Consider the following 22,405-nt stretch of genomic DNA (forward strand, 5'->3'; position numbering starts at 1 on the left):
CGGGCTGAAGCCGGCCCTACAGTGCTGCTTTAAACCTTCACGTACAGCCAGCCTTCCTGTAGTCGATCCACCACCCGCTCCAGGCCGGATTTGGTGGTGCCGACCTCGGGCAGCAGATGGGTATCGATGCCTTGGTCCTGCAGCCAGCGCAGGGTGTTGGCACAGCCCAGCACGGCGAGGTTGTCGTACTTGCGGATCAGCTCTTGGGTACGCTGCGGATAGGGCGACACGTCGGAGCGCAGCAGGGCGATGCCCTCACCGTTGGCCACCACCTCCAGCTTGATGGGGATGCCGCGTAGGCGGTAGGAACTGAGCAGGGTTTCCACCTCGTCCAGGGCGTAGCGCAGCTTGTTGGCGTCGCTGGTGGTGATATGCAGCACCACGTTCTGTTGCATGCCTTGGGCGGACAGCAACTGCACGGTCTGGAAGGCGTCCAGCTCCTGCCGTTCATAGGTGGCCAGTTGCGGCAGCGTCGGCGCGGTGGCCTGCGGCCCATGGGCAAACCAGCCGGCCACGGCGCCCACGGCCAGCAGCACGGTGGCGGCGACCGCATCACTGAGGCGCCAGCGTCGGCGCGGTGCCGGATGCGACGGGGCCTCCGGCGGCTCGGCGTAGGCATGGCGCACCATGTCCTGCACGCGGCGGATTTCGCATACCTTGCGGCTCAGGTTCTCATCGCGCTTCAACGCCACGAAAATCTGCTCCTGTTCCTCGGGACCGAGCTGGTCGTCGACGAAGGCATGCAGCTGTTCATCCGAGAAGTGTTGGGTAGTCATTTGACCCTCACCAGCCTGGCTTCGTTGTGTGGGGCGGCCGCAGCCGCATCAATCAGTTTTTCCTTCAATGCCTGGCGCGCGCGGCACAGGCGGCTCATGACGGTGCCGATGGGAATGGTCAGGATCTCCGCCACCTCGGCATAGCTGAATCCTTCCAGGTCGACCAGGGTGAGTACCTCGCGCTGGCCCTGTGGCAGACGCGCTACCGCGTTGCGTACCCGATGCACGGTCTGCATCTGCTGGTTGGCGTCCTCCGGGCTGGAGTCGCTCTGGAACTCGTTTTCGTCGAACTCCTGCAGGTCGCGGCGGCTGCGCAGATGGCCGCGCCAGCAGTTGGTCAGGATACTGAATAGCCAGCTATCCATGGCCTCGAAGGAGCGCAGGCTGGCGGCGCTTTTCATCGCCTGCAGCATGGTTTCCTGCACCAAATCGTCGGCCAGATGCGTGTTGTGGCACCAGGAATAGGCCACCCGGTACAGCCGCTTGCGGTTTTGCTCGAGACGGTTGTTGAAGTCGTGCGAGCGGCAAAACATTCCCAATATGCCCATCTTGTCCTCCACTTGCGCTTGGTCGTTGTTTTAATTGTTATCCGGCGTCTGGTGCGCCCTGTTAACTGTAGATGGCCGCCGCGATGGAAATATTCCATCGCGGCGGCCCGGAATAAAAATGTGCTACAGCCCATCTTAACCCCGCAGACAACACGCGCAAACCCCGCGGCCTTTAACACTGGTTTCAGTGGGGTTTTGCCGGTTGTCCACGCTTGGACGTGCGGTCCGTCCCCCGATTCGCGGGCCGCATGTTGTCGTGGGGATCCTCCTTTCCCCCACCTTGGGCTGGGATTCATCCGGTATCCGTATCGGTTTGAATCCCGGTTTTTTTACGCCGTGCCGCGCGGACCGGCGGTACTGCTACAATCGGGCCATTCTTCTCCATGGCCGGCTCGAACGTGACCTCCGAACCCATTTTCAGCGACGCCCTGCGCGCCATCCCCCAGCCTTTGCAGGAGCGGGTGCAGCGGCAGTGGCAGTTTTTTCTCGAATCCTCCCCGGCAGTCGTCTTTGCGCCGGAGTTTCTTGCCGAACTGGCCCGGGTGTGGGCGTGCAGCGAGTTTGTGGCCGACGCCTGCGTGCGTCACCCGGCACTGTTGCAGGATTTGTATACGAGCGGTGACCTGCGGCGCAGCTATGCCGCCGGCCACTATCGGCAGCAACTCGCGGCCCTGCTGGACGGGGTGCCCGAGGAGGCCCAGTTGGGCGTGTTGCTGCGTCGCTACCGCCGCCGTGAAATGGTGCGCATTGCCTGGCGCGACCTCGCCGGCCATAGCGAACTGAACGAGGTGGTGACCGACCTGTCGGCCCTGGCCGACGCCTGCATCGATCTGGCGCTGGAGCATCTGTACCGCTGGCAATGCGAGCAGTGGGGCATTCCCAGTAACGCCGATGGCGTGCCGCAGCGCATGGTGGTGTTGGGCATGGGCAAGCTCGGTGCGCACGAACTCAATTTCTCCTCCGATGTGGACCTGATCCTGGCCTATCCCGAGGACGGCGAGACCCGCGACGGGCGGCGCAGCACCACCAATCAGGAGTTCTTCATCCGCCTCGGCCAACGCCTTGGCAACGTGCTGAGCAACCCCACCGCCGAGGGTTATGTGTTCCGCGTCGACACCCGCCTGCGCCCCTTTGGCGAGTCCTCCGCCCTGGCGCTGTCCTTCGATGCCATGGAGGATTACTACCAGGTACACGGCCGCGAGTGGGAGCGCTACGCCATGATCAAGGCGCGGGTGGTGGCGGGCGACAAGGAGGCGGGCGCGGAGCTGATGGCCATGCTCAAGCCCTTCGTCTATCGCCGCTACGTGGACTACGGCGCCTTCCAGTCGCTGCGCGAGATGAAGGCGATGATCGGTCGCGAGGTACAGCGCAAGGGCATGGAGGACAACGTCAAGCTGGGCGCCGGCGGTATCCGCGAGGTGGAGTTCATCGGTCAGGCCTTTCAGCTGATCCGTGGTGGGCGCGAGCCGACCCTGCAGGTGCGGCGCATCCTCACCGTGCTGGAGGCCCTGCGCGGCTTTGGCTGGCTGCCCGATTTCGTGGTGGATGAGCTGACCGAGTCCTACATCTTTCTGCGCAACACCGAACACCGCATCCAGGAATACCAGGACCGCCAGAGCCACGACCTGCCCGAGGACGACACCGGCCGCCTGCGTCTGGCCTGGAGCATGGGTTTCGACAACTGGGCGGCCTTCGAGACCGTGCTGCGCGATCACATGCGTCGCGTGCACCAGCATTTCGAGCAGGTGTTCGCCGCACCGCAGACCGAACACGCCGAGTCCGACAGCCTGGACCTCACCGGCGTGTGGCAGGGCAATCTGGATCAGGAGCAGGCCTGCCACGCCCTGGCCCAGGCCGGCTACGGCGATACCGCGGAGGTGTATCGTCTGGTGCAGCAGGTACGCCAGGGCCGTGCCTTTTTGAGCCTGAGCGCCCAGGGGCGCACGCGCATGAATCACCTGATCCCGTTGCTGCTGGGCGCCGTGGGACAGGGCGAGCAGCCGGACATCACCCTGCAGCGTCTGCTGCACCTGGTGGAAACCATCGCCAAGCGCAGCTCCTATCTGGCCCTGCTGGTGGAAAATCCCATGGCCCTGTCACAACTGGTGCGCCTGTGCGGCGCCTCGCCGTGGATTGCTTCGCAGCTGGCGCACTATCCGCTGCTGCTGGATGAACTTCTTGATCCGCGCTCGTTGTACGCACCGCCGCGGCGCAAGGAGCTGTCCAACGAGCTGCGCCAGCGCATGATGTATGTGGCCGCGGATGACCAGGAGGCGCAGATGGATGCCCTGCGCCACTTCAAGCAGGCCAATACCCTGCGGGTGGCCGCCGCCGACGTGATGGAGGCGGTGCCGCTGATGGTGGTGAGCGATCACCTTACCGAGCTGGCCGAGGTGTTGCTGGACGAAACCCTGACCCTGGCCTGGCGCCACATGATCGGCCGCCACGGCCGCCCTGCCTGCGGTGAGGGCCGTGCCTGTGACACCGGCTTTGCCATCATCGCCTACGGCAAGCTGGGCGGCATCGAGCTGGGTTATGGCTCCGACCTGGACATCGTGTTTCTGCACAGCAACGAAAGCGAAGGCCGCCAGACCGACGGTGAGCGGCCGGTGGACAACGCCGTGTTCTACGCCCGCATGGCCCAGCGCATCATCCATATCCTCGGCACGCGCACCCCCGCCGGCGTGCTGTACGAGGTGGATACCCGTCTGCGCCCCAGCGGCGCCTCCGGCCTGCTGGTGTCCGGCCTCGATGCCTTTGCCGCCTACCAGGGCACTGAGGCATGGACCTGGGAGCATCAGGCCCTGGTGCGCGCCCGCGGCGTGGCCGGCGACCCGGCGGTGATCGAGTCCTTCGAGCAGATCCGCCGCCAGATTCTCGGCCGGCGGCGCGAGCAGGAAAAACTGCGCCAGGAGGTGCGTGAAATGCGCGAGCGCATGCGCGCGCAACTGGCCAAAGGCGGAACGGAAAAGTTCGATTTGAAACAAGACCCCGGTGGTATCGCGGACATAGAATTTATGGTGCAATATGGCGTTCTGGCGTGGGCGCACGCGCATCCCGCCCTGCTTGATTTCACCGACAATATCCGCCTGCTCGAACGCCTGGCGCAGGCCGGACGGCTACCGTCGGCCGACGCCGAACTGCTGGCCGACGCCTATCGTGCCTACCGCGCCCGGGTGCACCGGCTCACCCTGCTGGAGCAGCCGGCGCTGGTAGGGGGCGGCGAGTTCGACGCACTGCGCGCGCAGGTGTCGCGCATCTGGCGCGAATTGATGGAATGAATTTTGTGCTGCCGCGGTCCGCGGCGTAACGGTTATTCAAGTTTGTATTGAGGAGAATTTTTGATGTCGATGTCTGACCGCGACGGCCTGATCTGGCTGGATGGCGAAATGGTGCCCTGGCGTGAGGCCAAGACCCACGTGCTGACTCATACTCTGCACTATGGTATGGGTGTGTTCGAGGGCGTGCGCGCCTACAAGACCGACAAGGGTACGGCCATCTTCCGCCTCAAGGAGCACACCGATCGCCTGTTCCGCTCGGCGCACATCCTGATGATGCCGATGCCGTTCGACAAGAACACCCTCAATGAGGCGCAGCGCGCCGTGGTGCGCGAGAACAATCTGGAGTCGGCCTACATTCGCCCGATGTGCTTCTACGGTTCCGAGGGCATGGGCTTGCGCGCCGACAACCTCAAGGTGCACGTGATGGTCGCCGCCTGGACCTGGGGCGCCTATCTCGGCGCCGAGGGCATGGAGAAAGGCATTCGCGTGCGTACCTCGTCGTTCACGCGCCATCACGTCAACATCACCATGTGCAAGGCCAAGGCCAATGGCAACTACATGAACTCCATGCTGGCCCTGCGCGAGGCACTGTCCTGCGGCGTGGACGAGGCCATGCTGCTGGACAATGAAGGCTACGTGGCGGAAGGTTCCGGCGAGAACATCTTCATCGTGCGCAACGGCGTGATCTATACACCGGATCTCACTTCGGCGCTGGACGGCATCACCCGCGACACCATCTTCCGTCTCGCCGCCGAAATTGGTCTGACCATCAAGGAAAAGCGCATCACCCGTGACGAGGTGTATATCGCCGATGAGGCATTCTTCACCGGCACCGCCGCCGAGGTGACACCGATCCGCGAGGTGGATAACCGCGCCATCGGCAGCGGCAGCCGCGGCCCGATCACCGCGCGCCTGCAGGCGATGTATTTCGATCAGGTACACGGCCGCCGTGCGGAAAATGCGGACTGGCTCACCTACGTCAAGTGACAGGGTGATTTCAATGTGGGGCGGACTGCGGTCTGCCCCACGATCAGGGGATACAGGAGACAATCCATGAGCAGTGCAGCAGCCCAGGCCAAGAACGGCACGACGCAGCGTTACTACGAAGTGACGGCAGCGGATCTGCCGGTGCACTGCCCCATGGACAGCTCCAGCCTGTGGAACATGCATCCCCGCGTCTATCTGCCCATTGCGGAAAAGGGTGAAGCCACCTGCCCCTACTGTGGCGCCCGCTATGTCCTCAAGGGCAAGGTCGGCGGCCACTGAAATCCGTCAGCGCACTTTAGCCCCTGGCTCCTGGTATTCAATGAAACTGCACATCCCCGATTTTTCTTCCAGCCGCGTGCTCGTCGTCGGCGATCTGATGCTGGATCGCTATTGGCACGGTGACACCTCGCGCATCTCTCCCGAAGCTCCGGTGCCGGTGGTCCACGTCGGCGAGGCCGAGGAGCGTCCCGGTGGTGCCGGCAACGTGGCGCTCAACATCGCCGCACTCGGCGGCCGCGCCGCCGTCATCGGTCTCACCGGCCAGGACGAGGCGGCGGACGTGCTGCGTCGCCGGCTCGAAAGCGAAGGTGTCGAATGCCATTTCGAGCGGTTGGAAAAGTATTCCACCATCACCAAGCTGCGTGTGATCAGCCGTCATCAGCAATTGATCCGCTGCGACTTCGAGGACGGCTTTCAGGGCCACGACCCGCAGGGACTCATCGCGCTGTTCCAGGCGCAGGTGGCGGCGGCCGGCGCGGTGGTGCTGTCCGATTACGGCAAGGGCACGCTGCGCGCGGTGCGTGAGCTGATCAGTGCGGCGCGCGCCGCCGGCAAGCCGGTGCTGATCGATCCCAAGGGTACCGATTTCGAGAAGTATCGCGGTGCCACCCTGATCACCCCCAACCTGGCCGAGTTCGAGGCGGTTGTGGGACGTTGCCACGGCGAAGACGATCTGGTGGCCAAGGGCGAGAACCTGCGCCGCCATTTGAATCTGGAAGCGCTGCTCATCACCCGCAGCGAGCGCGGCATGACCCTGTTGCGCGAGGACCATGCGCCGCTGCACCTGCCCACCCGCGCGCGCGAGGTGTTCGACGTCACCGGTGCCGGTGACACCGTGTTGTCCACGCTCGCGGCAGCACTGGCTGCGGGCCAGGACCTGGCCGATGCCACCGCGCTGTCCAATGTTGCCGCCGGCGTGGTGGTGGGCAAGCTGGGCACCGCCACCGTCAACGTGCAGGAACTGGGCAAGGCGCTGCGCGATCAGAATGAAATGGAACTGGGCATGGTCGATGAGGACCACCTGGTCGCCCTGGTGCGCGAGGCCAAGGCCCATGGCGAGACCGTGGTGATGACCAACGGCTGCTTCGATATCCTGCACGCCGGTCATGTCACCTATCTGCAGCAGGCGCGCCGCCTCGGCGACCGCCTGATCGTTGCCGTCAACGACGATGCCTCGGTGAAGCGGTTGAAAGGCCCCGAGCGTCCGGTCAACACCATGGAACGGCGCATGTTCGTGCTCGCCGCGCTCGGCTGCGTCGATTGGGTGGTGCCGTTCTACGAAGACACGCCGACGCGCCTGATCTGCAAGGTTCAGCCCGACATCCTGGTCAAGGGCGGCGACAACAACCCGGCCAACATCCCAGGCGGTGACTGCGTGCGCGAAGCCGGCGGCCAGGTGTTGGTGATGGATTATGTGGATAACTGCTCCACCACCGGCCTCATCAAGGCGATCCGCGCCACGGCCAAGACCGATTGACGGGATGACCACGCCCGCCGAGTTTTCGACCGATGTAGTGATCTGCGGCGGCGGTGTCGCCGGCCTGTGGCTGCTGGCGCGGCTGCGCCAGCAGGGCTACAGCGCCGTACTCATCGAATCCGCTGTGCTTGGTGCCGGTCAGACGCGCTACGCCCAGGGCATCATCCATGGCGGCACCAAATATGCCCTCACCGGCGCGGTCAGCGGCTCCAGCGAGGCCATCGCAGCGATGCCGCCGTTGTGGCGCGCCTGTCTCGAAGGCCACGGCGAGATCGATCTGCGCGCCGTGCGTCTGATGTCCGATCACCAGTATCTTTGGTCCACCGCCAGCCTCACCTCACGCATGGCCGGTTTCTTCGCCAGCAAGATGATGCGCAGCCGCATTGCGCCACTGGAAGCCAGTGATTATCCCACTGTATTTCGTCATCGCGATTTCCGCGGTCAGGTGTATCGGCTGGAGGAGCCGGTGCTGGACACCGCTGCCCTGGTGCATGCCCTGGCCTCTCCCCACGAGCAGGCGATCTGGCGCGGCACCGTGGTGCAGGCCGTGGCCGGAGCAGACGGCATTCAACTGACGTTGCAGGACGGTGCGCAGCAGCGCAGCATCGCCGCCCGCCGTCTGGTGCTCACCGCAGGCAAGGGCAACGCCGCACTGCTGCAACTCCTGGGACGCGATGCGCCGCAGATGCAGACGCGCCCCCTGAAGATGGTGATGGTGCGCGGCGATCTGCCGCAGGGGGTGTATGCCCACTGTCTCGGCGCCAGCACCAACCCGCGTCTCACCATCAGCACGCACTACGACAGCCAGCGCCGCACCGTGTGGTATCTGGGCGGTGATCTGGCGGAGGAGGGCGTGCGCCGCAGTGACGCCGAACAATTGGCTGCCGCGCGCCATGAACTGGCGACACTGCTGCCGTGGATCGATTTCTCGCAGTGCGAATTCGCCACCCTGGATATCGACCGCGCCGAACCGCGCATGCCCGACTGCCGCCGTCCCGACGACGTGTTTGCTGATGAGCGCGCTGGTGTGATCACCGCCTGGCCCACCAAGCTCGCCTTTGCGCCGCGTCTGGCGGCGCGTATCGCAGAGATGTTGCACCAGGCAGGCGTCGTCCCGGCCGCTGCCGTGGTGAAGCCGCCCGCGTGGCGGTTCCCCGGCTATGCGCTGCTGCCGTGGCAGGAGGATGAACGATGGAGTTGAGGGCGCTGGGTTCGACCGGCCTTCAGGTGAGCCCGCTGGGACTCGGCACGGTGAAGATCGGCCGCGATCAGCAGGTGAAGTATCCGACCGGCTTCACGATTCCCGACGATGCCGCGGTACGTGAATTGTTTGACCTGGCGTGGGAACTGGGCATCAACGTGCTCGATACCGCGCCAGCCTACGGCAACAGCGAGGAGCGCCTCGGTCAACTGTTGCCACGCAAGAACGACTGGGTCATCGTCGGTAAGGTGGGCGAGATATTTGAACATGGCCAGTCGTCTTTTGATTTCTCCGCCGCCTATACGCGGATGAGCATTGAGCGCAGTCTCAAGCGTCTCGGTCGCGATTATATCGACGTCGTGCTGGTGCATTCCGACGGCGACGACATGCGCATCATCCGTGAAGAGGCAGTGTGCGATACGCTGCAGCAGCTCAAGCATGAGGGCTTGATTCGCGCCGTCGGCATGTCCACCAAGACGGTCGACGGCGGCCTCTGGTGCGTGGAGCACATGGACGTGGTAATGGCCAGCTACAATCCGGTCTATACCGACGAACTGCCGGTGTTGCAGCGTGCCGCGCAGTTGAACAAGGGTGTGCTGATCAAGAAAGGCCTGCAGAGCGGCCATGCACAGAACGTGGAAGACGCCCTGCGCTTTGTCTTCGCCCAGCACGCGGTGCACAGTGTCATCGTCGGTACCATCAATCCGCTCCATCTGCGCGACAACGTCGCCATCACCGAGCGGGTGTTGGCGGGCCGCTGATGGTCGCTGCATCGCGCATACTGGTGGTCGGCCCGGCCTGGGTAGGCGACATGGTCATGGCGCAAAGCCTGTTCATGACGTTGGTGGCGCGTGGCGCGAAGGTCGATGTGGTGGCGCCGCAGTGGTCCCTGCCCCTGCTGGCACGCATGCCCGAGGTCTGCCGCGTCGTCGCTCTGCCGGTAGGGCACGGTAGCCTGGGTCTGGCGGTGCGCTGGCACATTGGCCGTACCTTGCGTGCCGGTCACTATGACCAGGCCATCGTGCTGCCACGTTCGTTCAAGGCAGCCCTGATTCCCTTTTTTGCCCGAATTCCGCTTCGCACCGGTTATCGCGGCGAAATGCGCTATGGCCTCATCAACGACAGGCGCACGCTGGACAAGGCGCGGTTGCCGCGCGTGGTGCAGCGCTATGTCGCCCTCGGCCTGCCTCCGGATGCGGCGTTGCCGCCACCGGAGATTCCGTTGCCGCATCTTGCCGTGGATACCGGCAATCGCACCCGCCTGGTGCAGGAGTTCAGCCTCGACCTGGCGCGCCCGGTGGTGGCACTATTGCCCGGCGCCGAGTACGGCCCGGCCAAGCGCTGGCCGCTGGAGCATTACGCTGCACTAGCGCGCGAGCTACTTGTTGCCGGGTACCAGGTGTGGGTCATCGGCTCAACCAAGGAGCAGGCCGATGGTGCCGCCATCGTCGCTGGCGCGCCGGATACGCTCAATCTGTGCGGACGGACGCGGCTGGAGGATGCCGTGGATCTGCTGTCGCTAGCAGCAGCTGCGGTGAGCAACGATTCCGGCCTGATGCACGTGGCCGCAGCAGTGGGCATACCGCTGGTGGCGTTGTACGGTTCGTCGAGCCCGGACTATACGCCGCCGCTGTCGTCCCGGGCGCAGGTACTGTATCGTGACCTGGAGTGCAGCCCCTGTTTCGAGCGGATGTGCCCGCTGGGCGATACCCCCTGTCTTACGGGCATCGCACCGGCCGCAGTGATGGCGGCACTGAATATGCTATGGAGCCGGCAAAGCGATGGCTAAGATTTCCGCTTGCATCATCTCCTTCAACGAAGAGCAGAAGATCGAGGAGTGTCTGCGTAGCCTCGCTGGCATCGCCGATGAGATCATCGTCGTCGACTCTCTCAGCACCGACCGCACGCTGGAGATCGCCGGCCGCTATACGGACAAAATATTCCACCAGAAATTTCTTGGCCATGTGGAGCAGAAGAATCTGGCGGTCAGTCACGCCAGCCACGACTGGATACTGAGCCTGGATTGTGATGAGCGCCTGTCGCAGGAGCTGCGCGAGTCGATCCTGGCGTTGAAGGACGGACTGAGTGAAGAACGTGCCTACCGCATGGCGCGCAAGACCTTTTATGTCTACCGCTGGCTCAACCACTGCTGGTATCCGGATCGCAAGGTGCGCCTGTTCAACAAGCGCAATGCGCGCTGGGGTGGCACCAATCCCCATGATCGGGTGGTGATGGATGACGGTGTGCAGGTGGTCGACCTCAAGGGCGATATCCTGCACTATTCGTTCAGCAGCATTTCCGAACACCTGCGCACTATCGACAACTTCACCGAAATCGGCGCGCGCGAGATCATTGCGAAGGGCAAGAAGGTTTCCCTGTTGTCACCGCTGAGCCATGGCCTGTGGACCTTTATCCGTCTGTATTTCGTCAAACGCGGTTTTCTCGACGGCCTGGCGGGGTTCATCGTCGCCACGCTGTCCTTCATGCATGCCTTCGTCAAATATGCCAAGGTGCTGTTGCACCAGCGTCAACCGGGGCGGAGCCGGCTGTGAAAATACTCGAACTGTGCACTTCCGACGGCGTCGGCGGACTCGAATTGTATGCCTTGCGCACCACACAGGCGCTGCAACGTCAGGGGCATGAAGTGATGGCCGTGGTGAGGCCCGGCACCATGCTGGAGCGGCGTCTGCACGAGCAGGGGTTGGCGCACGTTACCTTGGCGCGGCGCAGCCGTACCCTGCCGCTACTGGCAGCCTGGCGCCTGGCGCGGCTCATCGATCAGGCTGGCGTGGACGTGGTACACATGCACTGGGGCCACGACCTGCTGCTGGCCGCCCTCGCCAAGCGCTGGGCCAGCCGCCCGGTGCGCCTGGTGTATACCCGGCAGATGGCTCTGACCCGCGCCAAGGCCGATGCCTACCATCGCTTTCTCTATCGGCAGATCGATCTGTATCTCACCATCACCGACAAGCTGCTGCGTCAGGCGCGGCAGTTGTTGCCCCTGCCGGAGGAGCGCGTGCAGCGACTGTACTACGGCGTGCCGGCACCGGAGCCGCTTGGCGCGGGCGAGAGGCGGGCGCTGCGTCATTCATTGCATATCCCGGAACGCGTCTTTGCCATCGGTCTCATCGGCCGCATGGAGGAGCAGAAGGGACAGCATTTGCTCATCGAGGCGGTACAGCACCTGCGCGCCGTCGGGATTCCGGCCCATGCCACTTTGATCGGCCCGGCCATGGACGCGGCCTATGAGCAGCGGCTGCGGCGCGAGATCGAAGAGAGGGACTTGCGCGAGATCGTGGTGTTGCATGGTCCGCACAAATCGCCCATGGAGGTGATGCCTGCCTTCGATGCCGTCGTGCTCACCACACGCATGGAGACCTTCGGTCTGGTGTTGGCCGAGGCGATGCGCTGCGGCGTGGCGGTGGTTGGCACCAATGCAGGCGGTGTGCCGGAGATTATCGAGGACGGCGTAACCGGTTTATTGTTCACGCCGGAAGATGCCGCCCATCTGGCGCGCCAGCTGGAACATCTGGCGCGCAACGACACGTTGCGTCGCCAGTTGGCGGCGGCGGGCAAGGCGCGCGCCGACGATCTGTTTGCGGAAGAAAAACACTACCAGCGCCTGGCGGCGGTGTTGCTCGGCACCAACGCGCCCGATTGAAAGTTACTCGACTGGAGCCAAGTCCTCTTGGTGAATGCCGGGTGACTATCCCCCAAGGAACTGTCGGCTGATGGCCTGTGCCGCAGCAGCAAGGTCCACCCCACTCATATCCGATTCCTCCGCCGTAATCTCTGGCGTGAACGCCAGCCGACGCGACGGCGTATTGAGTGTCTGCCAACGCAGCGGCGTGGCGGAACGGCGGCGCGGATAGAAGGCCGCCGTGGGCACGTCGAGGGCGCCGGCCACATGCAACGGACCGGTGGAGCCGCTGATGAACAGGTCCATGGCGGCGATGTGGCGCGCGTAGTCGACGATGCCGCCGGCGCGCAGGATGGTGTGAGGCCGTGTTTCGAGCAGGGCGGCCAGCGTCTCCGCCTTGAAGTCCTCGCCCGGGCCGCAGCCGATGACGAAGTGCAGCGGGTGTGCGCTGTGCAGCGCTGCCGCGAGCGCGGCGTATTGTTCCAGTGACAGGTTGCTGGCCGAGCCGCCGCTGCCGGGATGGATCAAGACCAGGCGCATTTGCGCGTCGACGCCATGCTCACGACAGAAATTTTGACGCAGCTCCGTGGACGCTTCGGCCGGAAACTTCAGGTAGGGCGCTGCTGGTAGTGCGGCTTCCGCCATGCGTTGATCGGCCAGAAAGCGCCGCACCAGATCGACGTTGTATTCCCATTCCGGTTTTTCCGAACGGGAACGGCGTTGTCTCAGACGGTGGTTGTAGAACACCTGGGCAAGCTTGGTCGCTGGGGCGAGGCGGTAGGGAATGCGGGCCGCCAGGCAGGCGGTGGCAATCGTACCGCTGGAGAACAGGGTGATGACGGCGTCGTAGTGCTGTGCGCGCAGCCTTTGCACCAGAGTCAGCCAGTTGCCGAATTCACTGCTCCCTTCCGGCAGCAGCATGATGTCATCAACCCATGGGCACAGCCCGGCCATCGGCCGGGTGTACTCACGCGCCAGCAGGTGTATCTCCGCCTGCGGCAGACTGGCCTTGAGCAAGGCCAGCGCCGGCCAGGTGAGCATGAAGTCGCCCAGTTTGTCGGTGCGGACAACGAGCAGCTTCACGGCACGGCCTGATCAAGTCCGCGCTGGCAGCGCCACAGGTTTTGGGTCCGGGTTTCCGCCATGATCTGACGATTACGCTCGCTGACCACATAGCTGCGTGGATGGTGCAGATGATAAACCGTGGCCAGAAACTTGATGTTCTTGATGTGGTAGCCCGCCGCATTCAGACGCCACTCCATATCCGAGTCTTCGCCGATACCGGGGCTCTCGAACTCTTCATTGAAACCGTTTACCGCCTCCAGCGCGGCGCGCGAGCAGGAGAAGTTACTGCCGACGATGTGGATGGGCCGCTTGTGCGTCAATCGATGCAGTAGCGGCGAGACGAAACCGAATTCATAGTTCTTGATGCCATCATTATGCAGGGCGCGGGACAGCGTCAGATAGTGCCATGGATTTTCCAGTTGGCGCAGGAAGTCCGGCTGTTCGATGAGTCGCTGTGAGTAAAGCGGCCCCAGCTCGACGCGCCGGCCGGCGCATACCGCCTGCGGTTCGGCCTGGTGGAGATGCGCTTCCACGAAGCGGCTATGGGGGACGCAGTCGCCGTCGATGAAAATGAAATAGTCGCTGTGTGCGGCACGGATGGCGCGGTTCAGGGCACGATTTTTGCGAAACCCGGCATCTTCCTGGGTCAGGTGCGACAGATTGGGTAGGCGGACCTGATAGGGCCGAAGAAATTCGGCCACGTTGGCTGCGGCCCCATCCTCAGAAATCAGGATTTCGAAGTCTTGAAAGCTTTGCCAGTGCAGCGTGTCCAAAATAGCACGCAGCTTGGCAATATCCTTGTAGATGGAAACAACCAGAGTCGCCTTATACTGCGCCACGGAGGTGTTCCGTCAGCCAGCCGACAACAGCTTGTCGAAATAGGCGATGGTGGGGCGCAAGCCTTCCTCTAGCCTGACGCATGGCTCCCAAGCCAGCTTTTCCTTTGCCAGCCGAATATCCGGCTGGCGCTGCCTTGGGTCATCCTGCGGCAGCGGGAGGTGGATGAGCTTGGAGCGTGAACCGGTGAGGGCAATCACCTTCTGCGCCAGCTCGAGGATGGTGAACTCGCCAGGATTACCGGTATTGATGGGGCCGGTGATCTCGTCAGGGGAGTTCATCAGACGCACGAAGACCTCAATGAGGTCGTCCACGTAACAGAAGGATCGTGTCTGTTGACCCTCGCCGTAGACAGTGATGTCTTCACCCTTGAGCGCCTGGATGATGAAATTGGAAACCACGCGGCCATCATTGGGGTGCATGCGCGGGCCGTAGGTGTTGAAAATGCGTGCGACCTTGATCTTCACGCCATGCTCACGGTGGTAGTCGAAGAACAGGGTTTCTGCACAGCGCTTGCCTTCGTCGTAGCAGGAACGAATACCGTTGGGATTGACGTGGCCCCAATAAGACTCGGGCTGCGGGTGCACCTCCGGGTCGCCGTAGACTTCCGAGGTGGAAGCCTGGAATATCTTGGCACCGGTGCGCTTGGCCAGCCCCAGCATGTTGAGAGCGCCGAGCACGCTGGTCTTCAGGGTGTGGATCGGATCATGCTGGTAGTGCGGCGGTGAGGCGGGGCAGGCCAGGTTGTATATCTCGTCCACCTCAACATACAACGGTTGAGTCACATCGTGACGCAAGACCTCGAAGCGCGGGTTGCCCAGCAGGTGCTGGATGTTGTCGCGCGTGCCGGTGAAGAAGTTGTCCAGGCAGAGGACGTCGTGGCCATCGTTGAGCAGCCGCTCACACAGGTGGGAGCCCAGAAAACCGGCACCACCGGTGACCAGGATGCGTTTGCGCAGTGCGTACATCCTTAGCCCCCAACCTTGCCGCGGCCGATGCCGAAATACTCGATGCCCAGCTCAATCATCTGCGCCGGGTCGTATTGGTTGCGGCCGTCGATGATCACCGGTTGCTTGAGCGCCTGCTTGATACGCTTGAAGTCCGGGTTGCGGAACGGCTTCCACTCGGTGACCAGCACCATGGCGTCGGCGCCGTCTAGCACGTCGTACTGGTGTTCGAAGAAACGCACACGGCCGTCATCGAGCCAGCCCTGCTTCATTTCGCGGGTGGCGGTTTCGGTGGCCACCGGGTCGTGGGCGCGGATGTTGGCGCCGGCGGCGATGAGCTGCTCGATGAGTACCAAGGACGGCGCTTCGCGCATGTCGTCGGTGCCGGGCTTGAACGCCAGGCCCCACAGGGCGAAGGTCTTGCCGCTGAGATCCTTGCCGAAGCGGGCGAAGACTTTGTCCGCCAGGCGATATTTCTGGCGGTCGTTGCGCCGTTCCACCGCGTCCAAGACCCAGGCGTCGAGGCCGCTTTCCTGGGCCATGCGCAACAGGGCCTTTACGTCCTTGGGGAAGCAGGAGCCGCCGTAGCCGCAGCCGGGATAGATGAAGTGGTAGCCGATGCGGCGGTCGGAGCCGATACCGAGGCGCACCTGCTCCACGTCCACGTCGAGACGCTCGCACAGGGCGGCGATCTCGTTCATGAAGGAAATCTTGGTGGCCAGCATGGCGTTGGCGGTGTACTTGGTCATTTCCGCCTCGCGCACGCCCATGGTGATGATCACTTCATGGTTGCGCATGAAGGGGGCATAGAGGTCGTGCATCACCTTGGCGGCCTTGTCGGTGTCCGTGCCGATGACCACGCGATCCGGGCGCATGAAGTCATCGATGGCGGCGCCTTCCTTGAGGAATTCCGGGTTGCTCACCACATCGAAGGTCTGTTTGGAGCCGCGTTTGGCGAGTTCGGCCTGTACCGTGGCGCGCACCTTGTCGGCGGTGCCCACCGGGACGGTGGACTTGTCCACCACCACGTTGTAGTCGGCGGTCATGTGCTGGCCCAGTTCGCGGGCCACCGCCAGCACGTATTGCAGGTCCGCCGAGCCGTCCTCGCCGGGCGGGGTGCCCACGGCGATGAAGAACACGCTGGCGCCCTGGGTGGCCTCTTGCAGCGAGGTGGTGAAGTGCAGACGGCCTTCCTTGAAGTTCTTTTCCACCATTTCTTCGAGGCCGGGCTCGTAGATGGGCAGGATGCCGTTCTTCAGCCCTGCGATCTTGCGCGCGTCGATGTCGACGCAGGTGACGGTGTGGCCCATCTCGGCGAAGCAGGTGCCGGTGACGAGGCCGACGTAACCGGTTCCAACGACTGCAATTTCCATGACTGACATATTCCCGTAAGGCAAAGGTGGCCAATTTTACATGATCGGCCGTGCGATAAGTACCTGAGCCCGCGGGCGCCAATGCGCGGTAAGGAAAAATTCACGCACAGGTCACGGTCTGGTCTCTTCCGGCCTGCTGTAGCGCCGAAACTCGCCCATTTTTCCGTCAAAGAGCAGGGATTGCATCAGGGTTGTAGCGGCCATGGCGCGATCTGCCTGAGGCCTATCCCCAGCGCTGCAGGGGGCTGGGGCCTGGCAGACATGATTCGCCAGGGTGCAGGCCGTGCAGGTGGCCGAGGATATGTCGCGGCGGACAAGGCGGTTTCCTTCAACCCAGCCCACGGTGCCGCTCTCGTAATAGTCGGCATACGAGGTCGCGCCTGCACTTAACAGAGACATGCCGGTATGTCCCGGGGCTGCCGGTAGGCCAAGCAGGTCCAGGGCCGTTGGGGCGATATCCCGTTGCGAGTGATAGTGCGGTGATTCACGGGGCGGAACGCCCGGCCCGTGGATGGCGAAAGGTATCAGATGGTTGGTGAAGGCGCGCGGCGAGGGCAGGCCGGCGTGGTCGGCCAGGATCACGAACAGGGTGGGGCCGAATTCGGCGCTGACTGCCTGTTGGAAGTCGCGCAGGGCGGCATCGGCGAAGTGCAGGTTGCTGAGGTAGCGGTTGATGGCGGTGTCGGCGCCGAATGCCGGTGTCACGCCGGCGGGGATCTGGCTGTCGTGGGTGGTGTTGGTATTGATGCCGATGAGGAAGGGTTGCGGCAGGGTGCGCATCTTTTCCAGGGCGAAATCGTAGATGTCGGGGTCGTGCATACCCCAACTGTTTTCCGCGTGGCGCAACGGCCGGCCGCGCAGGTCTTCCCAGCCGTAGCTGTCGGTAAAGCCGAGCAACTGGGCGAAGGCGCCGGTGCCGCTGGTGTTCTTGCGCGTGCCCTGGAAGAAGGCGCTGGCGTAGCCTTCGTCGCGCAGGATGTGCGGCAGGCAGCGGTAGCTGTAGTTCTGCAACTGGCTTTGCGCCACGGTCTGGCCGAGGGGGTTCTGCGCCGAGCAGAGGGTGGCGAACAGGCCCTCGGTGGTGCGGTGGCCGCCGGCGAGCATGCCGTGGGTGGTGAGTGACTGGGCGCGCAGCTCATCGAAGAACGGGGTGGTCACCTGATCGTGGCCGTAGGAGGCCATCCAGGCGGCGGACCAGCTCTCCAGGAACAGTATGACGACGTTGTATGGCACCTCCGGCCTGGGCAGCGGCTGCGGCGCGTAGTCGGCGTACATGGCGCGCACTAGGGCGAGTTGTTCCGGCGTCGGCGCGGCAGTGATGAGCGGGCGGATGGCGTAGGGCGTCACCGAGGAGAACAGGGCGTTGTATACGCCGTTCAGGGCCAGGGTGGCCTGCTGGCCGTTGCCGATCTGTTGGGCGTGCAGCGGTTCCATGGGGACGGCCTGCCAGCCGCCGCGCACGGCGAGGGCGGCGAGCAGCAGTACAGCAAACAGTTGCCCTTCCGGCGCCAGGTGTTGCCACCGGCGTGTTGGGCGCGCCGGCGTGGCATCGCTGGCCAACAGGTGCCAGCCTGCATAGCCGGCGATCACCATGGCGATGAGATGGGCGATGAGGGTGGCGGTGTAGCTGAACAGGGCCATGCGCGCCAGTTCGCCGGCGGAGTTGGCGCCGTCTTTCAGCTCATAGCCCAGGTGGCGCCCCGCCTCGCTGAAATACAGGGTGTCGCCGCCGTGCAGGCCGATGAGCAACAGGGCACCGGAGAGGGTGAACCAGCGCAGCGGGCGCTGCAGCGGCTGGTGCGCCAGGCGGAACACCAGGTGGGCGGCGAGGAAGGCGAGCAGGGCGAAGGCCGCCGCCAGCGCCAGATCGAAGCGCAGTCCCCAGAGCAGCGCGTAGGCCTGTTGCGGCAGCGCCAGGGTGCCGAACAATTCGCGGTGATAGACGGCGAAGGCCGCCTTGCCGAGCCAGGTGACGGCGAGCAGGAACAGCAGGGAGCGCAGAAACAGGCGCAGATGGAGCAGTCTCATAGGCGTCCTTTGCGGGCGGTGGCCATGATGTCGTCCAGGCGTTGCTGCACCTCGGCGGCGCTGATCAGGGCCATGGCGCGCGCATCGCGCACGCGGCTGCCGAAGGGGAGTTGTTCCGGTGCGGCGCCACGCAGCTGCCGCACGGCATCGGCGTAGCGGTCGACCGTCCACGGCGCGCTGAGATAGGGGCGCGCCCGCGCCGGGTTGGTGCAGGCGTACAGGCCGATGACCGGCGTGCCGACGGCGGTGGCGAGGTGGGCCGGGCCGGCATCGGGGGAGAGCAGGACGGTGCCGCGTTGCAGCAGGGCCAGCAGCTGCTTGAGGTCGGAACGGCCGATGGCATCGATGACCGGGTGATGCATCCGGCGCGTGATGTCGTCGCCGTAGCGCCGTTCGACGGCGCGCTTACCGCCGGTGAGCAGGACGCGCATGCCGTGTCGTTCCGCCGCGTAGTCCGCCACGGCGGCATAGCCCTCCGCGGTCCAGTTGCGGTAGTCCTGGCTGGAGCAGGGGCTGATGATCAGGGTGGGCTGGTCGCCGGGCAGCAGTTGTTCGGCGTAGCGTTGCGCCGCCGCGGGGACGGGGATGTCCCAGCGCAGCAGGCGCTGCGTCGCGCCCAGGGCATTGCTGAAGCCGAATAGGCTGTCCAGCACATGCTCGCGCTCACGCGGCGCAATCTGCATGTTGGTGAACAGCCACTGGGCATCCCTGGCGCGGGCGCGGTCGAAGCCGAGCTTGATGGGGGCGTCCACCAGCAGGCTGATCAGGCTGGCGCGCAGCGCCATCTGCATGTGCAGCAGCACGTCGAAGCGGCGGCCGCGCAACTGGCGGCGTACGTCCAGGTAGGCGCGCCACCCCCGGCTTTTGTCAAAGATGATAAAGTCGATGCCCGGAAGGTCGCCCACCAGGGTGTGTTCGGTCTTGCCGATGATCCAGGTGAGGCGCGTGTCGGGCCAGTGGGCCTGCAGCGTGCGCACTACCGGCAGGGTGTGGCTGATGTCGCCGATGGCGGACAGACGCAGGATACACAGACTGGCCGGCGGCGATGTGAGCGGTAGAGAAGGCATGCAACCCATTCAAATCCAAAGCGGAAAGAGCCACATCCTATATGATGCGGACCTGCCGATCCACGCGGAGCCGGCCCTGTTCGAACCGGCGGCCTGGCGCCGGCGCGGCCAGCTGCTGGGCAGTGCGCAGGGCCGCGGCGAGACGGCCTTCGTCGGCGACGGCAGTTACGAATATGTTTTGCGCCATTACCGCCGCGGCGGCCTGCCCGGCCGGCTGGTGCGTGACAGCTATCTGTGGACCGGACTGGAAAACACCCGCGCCTGGCGCGAGTGGCGCCTGACGGCGGAGCTGTATCAACGCGGTCTGCCGGTGCCGCGGCCGGTGGCGGCGCGGGTGGAGCGCAACGGCTTGTTCTACCGCGCCGATCTCATCACCCTGCGTATCCCCGCCGCCCGCTCCCTGGCCCAGGCGCTGGCACAGGGCGCATTGCCAGCGGAACGCTGGCAGGCCATCGGTGCCTGCATCCGCCGCTTCCACGATGCGGGCGTGCATCACGCCGACCTCAACGCCCACAACATCCTGCTCACTGCCGACGGCGTCTATCTCATCGACTTCGATCGCGGCCGCCTGCGCGCCGCGGGGTACTGGCGGCAGGGCAACCTGGCGCGTCTGTTCCGTTCCCTGCGCAAGCTCTACAACGAAAGCCTGGACATCGCTTTCGGCGATGCCGATTGGCAGGCGTTGTTGGCGGGGTACGGCCGAGAGTCAGAATCCTTTTAAGAACACCATTCTTCCAATGCCACCGCGTAGCGCGTGGCCATGTCGCGGCGCCGTTCCACCAGATGTTGTGCGGCCGCGCCCAGGGCGGCGCAGCGCTCCGGCTGCGCCAGCAGTTCAGTCAATACCTGTCCCAGCGCATCGGCATCCCGCACCTGTATCGCGGCGTTATTTTCCAGCAATAGCCGCGCCTCGTCGGCGAAGTTGTCCATGTGTGGGCCAAACACCAGGGCCTTGCCGAGGTGGGCCGCCTCCAACACGTTCTGCCCGCCCTTGGGCACCAGTGAGCCGCCCATGATTACCAACTCCGCGCCCGCCATGAAGCCGGTGAGTTCGCCGAAGGTGTCGGCGAGGTAGACACGGGTGTGGGCGGTGATGTCGTCACCGCGGCTGCGCACGGCGATCTGTTCCGGCGGCAGCGCCAGGTCGCGCAGGATGTCGGGCAGACGCTTGGGGTGGCGCGGCACGATGACCAGCAGGCGGTCGGCGCGCTCGTCCTGTTGCCAGGCGCGCAGCAGCAGCACCTCCTCGCCGTCGCGGGTGGAGGCGGCAAGGACATAGGGGCGCGACAGGGCGACGCTGGCGGCGGCGGCGCGGATGTCGGCGCTGAACTTGATGTTGCCGATCACCTGTACTTTCTCGGCCGGCGCGCCCAGGGCGATGAAGCCCGCCTTGTCCGCCTCGGAGCGGGCCAGTATCGCGCTGGCGCGTTGCAGGGCACAGCGGTACTGGCGGCACAGCCAGCGCGGGGCGTTGCGCGTGCGCACCGACAGACGGCCGTTGACGATGATGAGCGGGATGTGGCGCTTGGCGCAGCCGGCATACAGCGTGGGCCACAGCTCGGTTTCCATGATCAGGGCGCAGCGCGGCCGGTAGTGATCGAAGAAACGGCGCACCGCACCGCGCCAGTCCAGTGGCAGGAACACATGGGGCACGTCGGCGGGCAGGCTGCGCGCGGCGAGGCGGGCGCTGCTCACGGTAGCGGTGGTGAGCAGCAGAGGCGTCTGCGGATGGCGCGCGCGCAGCACCGTGATCAGCGGCAGGGCAGCGTTGAGTTCACCCACCGAGGCGGCGTGCAACCAGATGGGCGCCCGCGGCGCCGCGCCGCGATAGTGGCCGCAGCGCTCGCGCAGATAGCGCCAGGATTTCTCGCGCAATGCCTGCCACAGCGTGTAGCCCAGCCACAGCGGCGTGAGCAGCGCGAACAGCAGACGGTAACGGGCGAGGGCGGCGTCGATCATGGCTGGCGGCGATACAGGTCCGGTTCGCCCTCCGGCCGCGTCTTGAAGCGGCGGTGGATCCACAGGTATTGCTCAGGCATGGCGCGCACCTGCTGTTCCAGTACGGCGTTCACCTGCGTGGCATCGGCGAGGTCGTCGCCGCTGGGGAAGTCTTGCAGTGCCGGCAGCAGCACGATGCGGTAGCCCTGGATGCCCGGCAGGCGCTCGGAGGCGAAGGGCAGCACTGGCGCGCCGGTGAGCTTGGCCAACCGCGCCGTGGTGGTGAGGGTGGCGGTGGCCACGCCGAAGAAGGGTACGAACACCGAGCGCTCGCGGCCGAAGTCCTGATCCGGTGCGTACCACACCGTCTTGCCGGCCTTCACGTTGCGCACGATGGCGCGCATGTCGGTGCTTTGCAGCAGGTCGTCGAACAGTTTCTTGCGCTGGCGCACCATCACCGCCTCGTACAGCGGATTGTGCGCACGCTTGTAGATGGGTTGCAGGCCGTCGAGGTGAAAGGCCAGAAAACGGCCACTGATCTCCAGCGTGGTGTAGTGGCCGCCGAGCAGGATCACGCCGCGGCCCTGCGCCCTGGCGGCCTGGTAGTGTTCCAGTCCTTCGATGCGATACAGCTTTTTCAGACGGCGCTCGCTGCCCCACCACGACAGCGCGTTCTCGAACACCGAGACGGCGGCCGAGCGGAAGGTGGCGCGCACCAGCCTCTCGCGCGCGGTCTCGTCCAGATCGGGAAAGCACAGACGCAGATTGGTGCGCGCCACGCGGCGGCGCGATGGCACCAAGGCGTACATCAACAGGCCGAGGCCGTTGCCGAGCAGGAGCAGCAGCGGATAGGGCAACAGCGCGCACAGGCGCAGAAAGCCCAGCCCGGCCCACATGGGCCAATGACGCGGGGAGAGAAAGCGGCGCAGGGGAGGTGTGTCGTCGTGCATGACGCTCATGC

Annotated in this window: 20 protein-coding genes; 10 read left to right on the forward strand and 10 right to left on the reverse strand. The window is 64.7% G+C overall.

The window, feature by feature from the left end; translation table 11 throughout:
- Positions 1–29: 29 nt before the first annotated feature.
- On the reverse strand, positions 30–776 hold the full coding sequence (locus ACMV8A_RS10570) for a hypothetical protein (RefSeq protein ID WP_495325745.1): 747 nt from the start codon (positions 774–776) through the stop codon (positions 30–32).
- On the reverse strand, positions 773–1,324 hold the full coding sequence (locus tag ACMV8A_RS10575) for an RNA polymerase sigma factor (RefSeq protein ID WP_495325746.1): 552 nt from the start codon (positions 1,322–1,324) through the stop codon (positions 773–775). Before ACMV8A_RS10575 ends, ACMV8A_RS10570 begins: the two co-directional genes overlap by 4 nt.
- A gap of 383 nt (positions 1,325–1,707) precedes the next feature.
- On the opposite strand from ACMV8A_RS10575, the gene glnE reads away from it, so the two are divergent.
- The 9 genes from glnE (at position 1,708) to ACMV8A_RS10620 (ending at position 12,210) form a co-directional block, all read left to right on the forward strand.
- Positions 1,708–4,605 (forward strand): bifunctional [glutamate--ammonia ligase]-adenylyl-L-tyrosine phosphorylase/[glutamate--ammonia-ligase] adenylyltransferase, encoded by a 2,898-nt coding sequence (gene glnE, locus ACMV8A_RS10580; protein WP_495325747.1) that lies wholly within the window; start codon positions 1,708–1,710, stop codon positions 4,603–4,605.
- 63 nt (positions 4,606–4,668) lie between these two features.
- Complete coding sequence (locus tag ACMV8A_RS10585) at positions 4,669–5,592, forward strand: branched-chain amino acid transaminase (protein ID WP_495325748.1); 924 nt, start codon at positions 4,669–4,671, stop codon at positions 5,590–5,592.
- 66 nt (positions 5,593–5,658) lie between these two features.
- Positions 5,659–5,871, forward strand: a complete 213-nt coding sequence (locus tag ACMV8A_RS10590; protein WP_495325749.1) for a zinc-finger domain-containing protein — start codon at positions 5,659–5,661, stop codon at positions 5,869–5,871.
- Positions 5,872–5,911: 40 nt separating this feature from the next.
- Positions 5,912–7,348, forward strand: a complete 1,437-nt coding sequence (hldE, locus tag ACMV8A_RS10595; protein ID WP_495325750.1) for a bifunctional D-glycero-beta-D-manno-heptose-7-phosphate kinase/D-glycero-beta-D-manno-heptose 1-phosphate adenylyltransferase HldE — start codon at positions 5,912–5,914, stop codon at positions 7,346–7,348.
- A gap of 4 nt (positions 7,349–7,352) precedes the next feature.
- Positions 7,353–8,549 (forward strand): FAD-dependent oxidoreductase, encoded by a 1,197-nt coding sequence (locus ACMV8A_RS10600; RefSeq protein ID WP_495325751.1) that lies wholly within the window; start codon positions 7,353–7,355, stop codon positions 8,547–8,549.
- Positions 8,540–9,310, forward strand: coding sequence for an aldo/keto reductase (locus ACMV8A_RS10605; RefSeq protein ID WP_495325752.1), 771 nt, complete (start codon positions 8,540–8,542; stop codon positions 9,308–9,310). Before ACMV8A_RS10600 ends, ACMV8A_RS10605 begins: the two co-directional genes overlap by 10 nt.
- A complete protein-coding gene (gene waaF / locus ACMV8A_RS10610) occupies positions 9,310–10,338 on the forward strand; it encodes a lipopolysaccharide heptosyltransferase II (RefSeq protein ID WP_495325753.1) in 1,029 nt (342 codons plus the stop codon). Before ACMV8A_RS10605 ends, waaF begins: the two co-directional genes overlap by 1 nt.
- Entirely contained in the window at positions 10,331–11,101 is a 771-nt protein-coding gene (locus ACMV8A_RS10615) for a glycosyltransferase family 2 protein (protein ID WP_495325754.1), read from the forward strand. Before waaF ends, ACMV8A_RS10615 begins: the two co-directional genes overlap by 8 nt.
- On the forward strand, positions 11,098–12,210 hold the full coding sequence (locus tag ACMV8A_RS10620; protein WP_495325755.1) for a glycosyltransferase family 4 protein: 1,113 nt from the start codon (positions 11,098–11,100) through the stop codon (positions 12,208–12,210). Before ACMV8A_RS10615 ends, ACMV8A_RS10620 begins: the two co-directional genes overlap by 4 nt.
- 45 nt (positions 12,211–12,255) lie before the next feature.
- Here ACMV8A_RS10620 and ACMV8A_RS10625 read toward each other — a convergent pair whose 3' ends face one another.
- The 6 genes from ACMV8A_RS10625 to ACMV8A_RS10650 all read right to left on the reverse strand — a co-directional run bounded on the left by ACMV8A_RS10625 (position 12,256) and on the right by ACMV8A_RS10650 (position 19,515).
- Entirely contained in the window at positions 12,256–13,272 is a 1,017-nt protein-coding gene (locus ACMV8A_RS10625; RefSeq protein WP_495325756.1) for a glycosyltransferase family 9 protein, read from the reverse strand.
- Complete coding sequence (locus ACMV8A_RS10630) at positions 13,269–14,093, reverse strand: glycosyltransferase (protein WP_495325757.1); 825 nt, start codon at positions 14,091–14,093, stop codon at positions 13,269–13,271. The genes ACMV8A_RS10625 and ACMV8A_RS10630 overlap by 4 nt, the downstream gene beginning before the upstream one ends.
- A gap of 12 nt (positions 14,094–14,105) precedes the next feature.
- The gene (locus tag ACMV8A_RS10635) at positions 14,106–15,059 is read right to left on the reverse strand and encodes a UDP-glucuronic acid decarboxylase family protein (RefSeq protein WP_495325758.1); all 954 of its coding nucleotides are present in this window, start codon (positions 15,057–15,059) and stop codon (positions 14,106–14,108) included.
- A 2-nt stretch (positions 15,060–15,061) separates the two neighbouring features.
- Positions 15,062–16,411 carry a UDP-glucose dehydrogenase family protein gene (locus ACMV8A_RS10640; RefSeq protein WP_495325759.1) on the reverse strand — a complete coding sequence of 450 codons (1,350 nt, stop codon included), beginning with the start codon at positions 16,409–16,411 and terminating at the stop codon, positions 15,062–15,064.
- 111 nt (positions 16,412–16,522) lie between these two features.
- Entirely contained in the window at positions 16,523–18,439 is a 1,917-nt protein-coding gene (locus ACMV8A_RS10645) for an LTA synthase family protein (protein ID WP_495325760.1), read from the reverse strand.
- Complete coding sequence (locus ACMV8A_RS10650; protein WP_495325761.1) at positions 18,436–19,515, reverse strand: glycosyltransferase family 9 protein; 1,080 nt, start codon at positions 19,513–19,515, stop codon at positions 18,436–18,438. Before ACMV8A_RS10650 ends, ACMV8A_RS10645 begins: the two co-directional genes overlap by 4 nt.
- Between ACMV8A_RS10650 and ACMV8A_RS10655 the strand changes: the two genes are divergently transcribed.
- Positions 19,505–20,227, forward strand: a complete 723-nt coding sequence (locus ACMV8A_RS10655) for a 3-deoxy-D-manno-octulosonic acid kinase (RefSeq protein ID WP_495325762.1) — start codon at positions 19,505–19,507, stop codon at positions 20,225–20,227. The genes ACMV8A_RS10650 and ACMV8A_RS10655 overlap by 11 nt on opposite strands.
- Here ACMV8A_RS10655 and ACMV8A_RS10660 read toward each other — a convergent pair.
- Positions 20,224–21,465 carry a 3-deoxy-D-manno-octulosonic acid transferase gene (locus ACMV8A_RS10660; protein ID WP_495325763.1) on the reverse strand — a complete coding sequence of 414 codons (1,242 nt, stop codon included), beginning with the start codon at positions 21,463–21,465 and terminating at the stop codon, positions 20,224–20,226. The two genes, ACMV8A_RS10655 and ACMV8A_RS10660, sit on opposite strands and share 4 nt — an antisense overlap.
- Positions 21,462–22,403: an LpxL/LpxP family Kdo(2)-lipid IV(A) lauroyl/palmitoleoyl acyltransferase gene (lpxL, locus tag ACMV8A_RS10665; RefSeq protein WP_495325764.1), complete on the reverse strand. Its 942-nt coding sequence runs from the start codon at positions 22,401–22,403 to the stop codon at positions 21,462–21,464. The genes ACMV8A_RS10660 and lpxL overlap by 4 nt, the downstream gene beginning before the upstream one ends.
- Positions 22,404–22,405: the final 2 nt, after the last annotated feature.

This window comes from Sulfurivermis sp. (assembly GCF_059410345.1).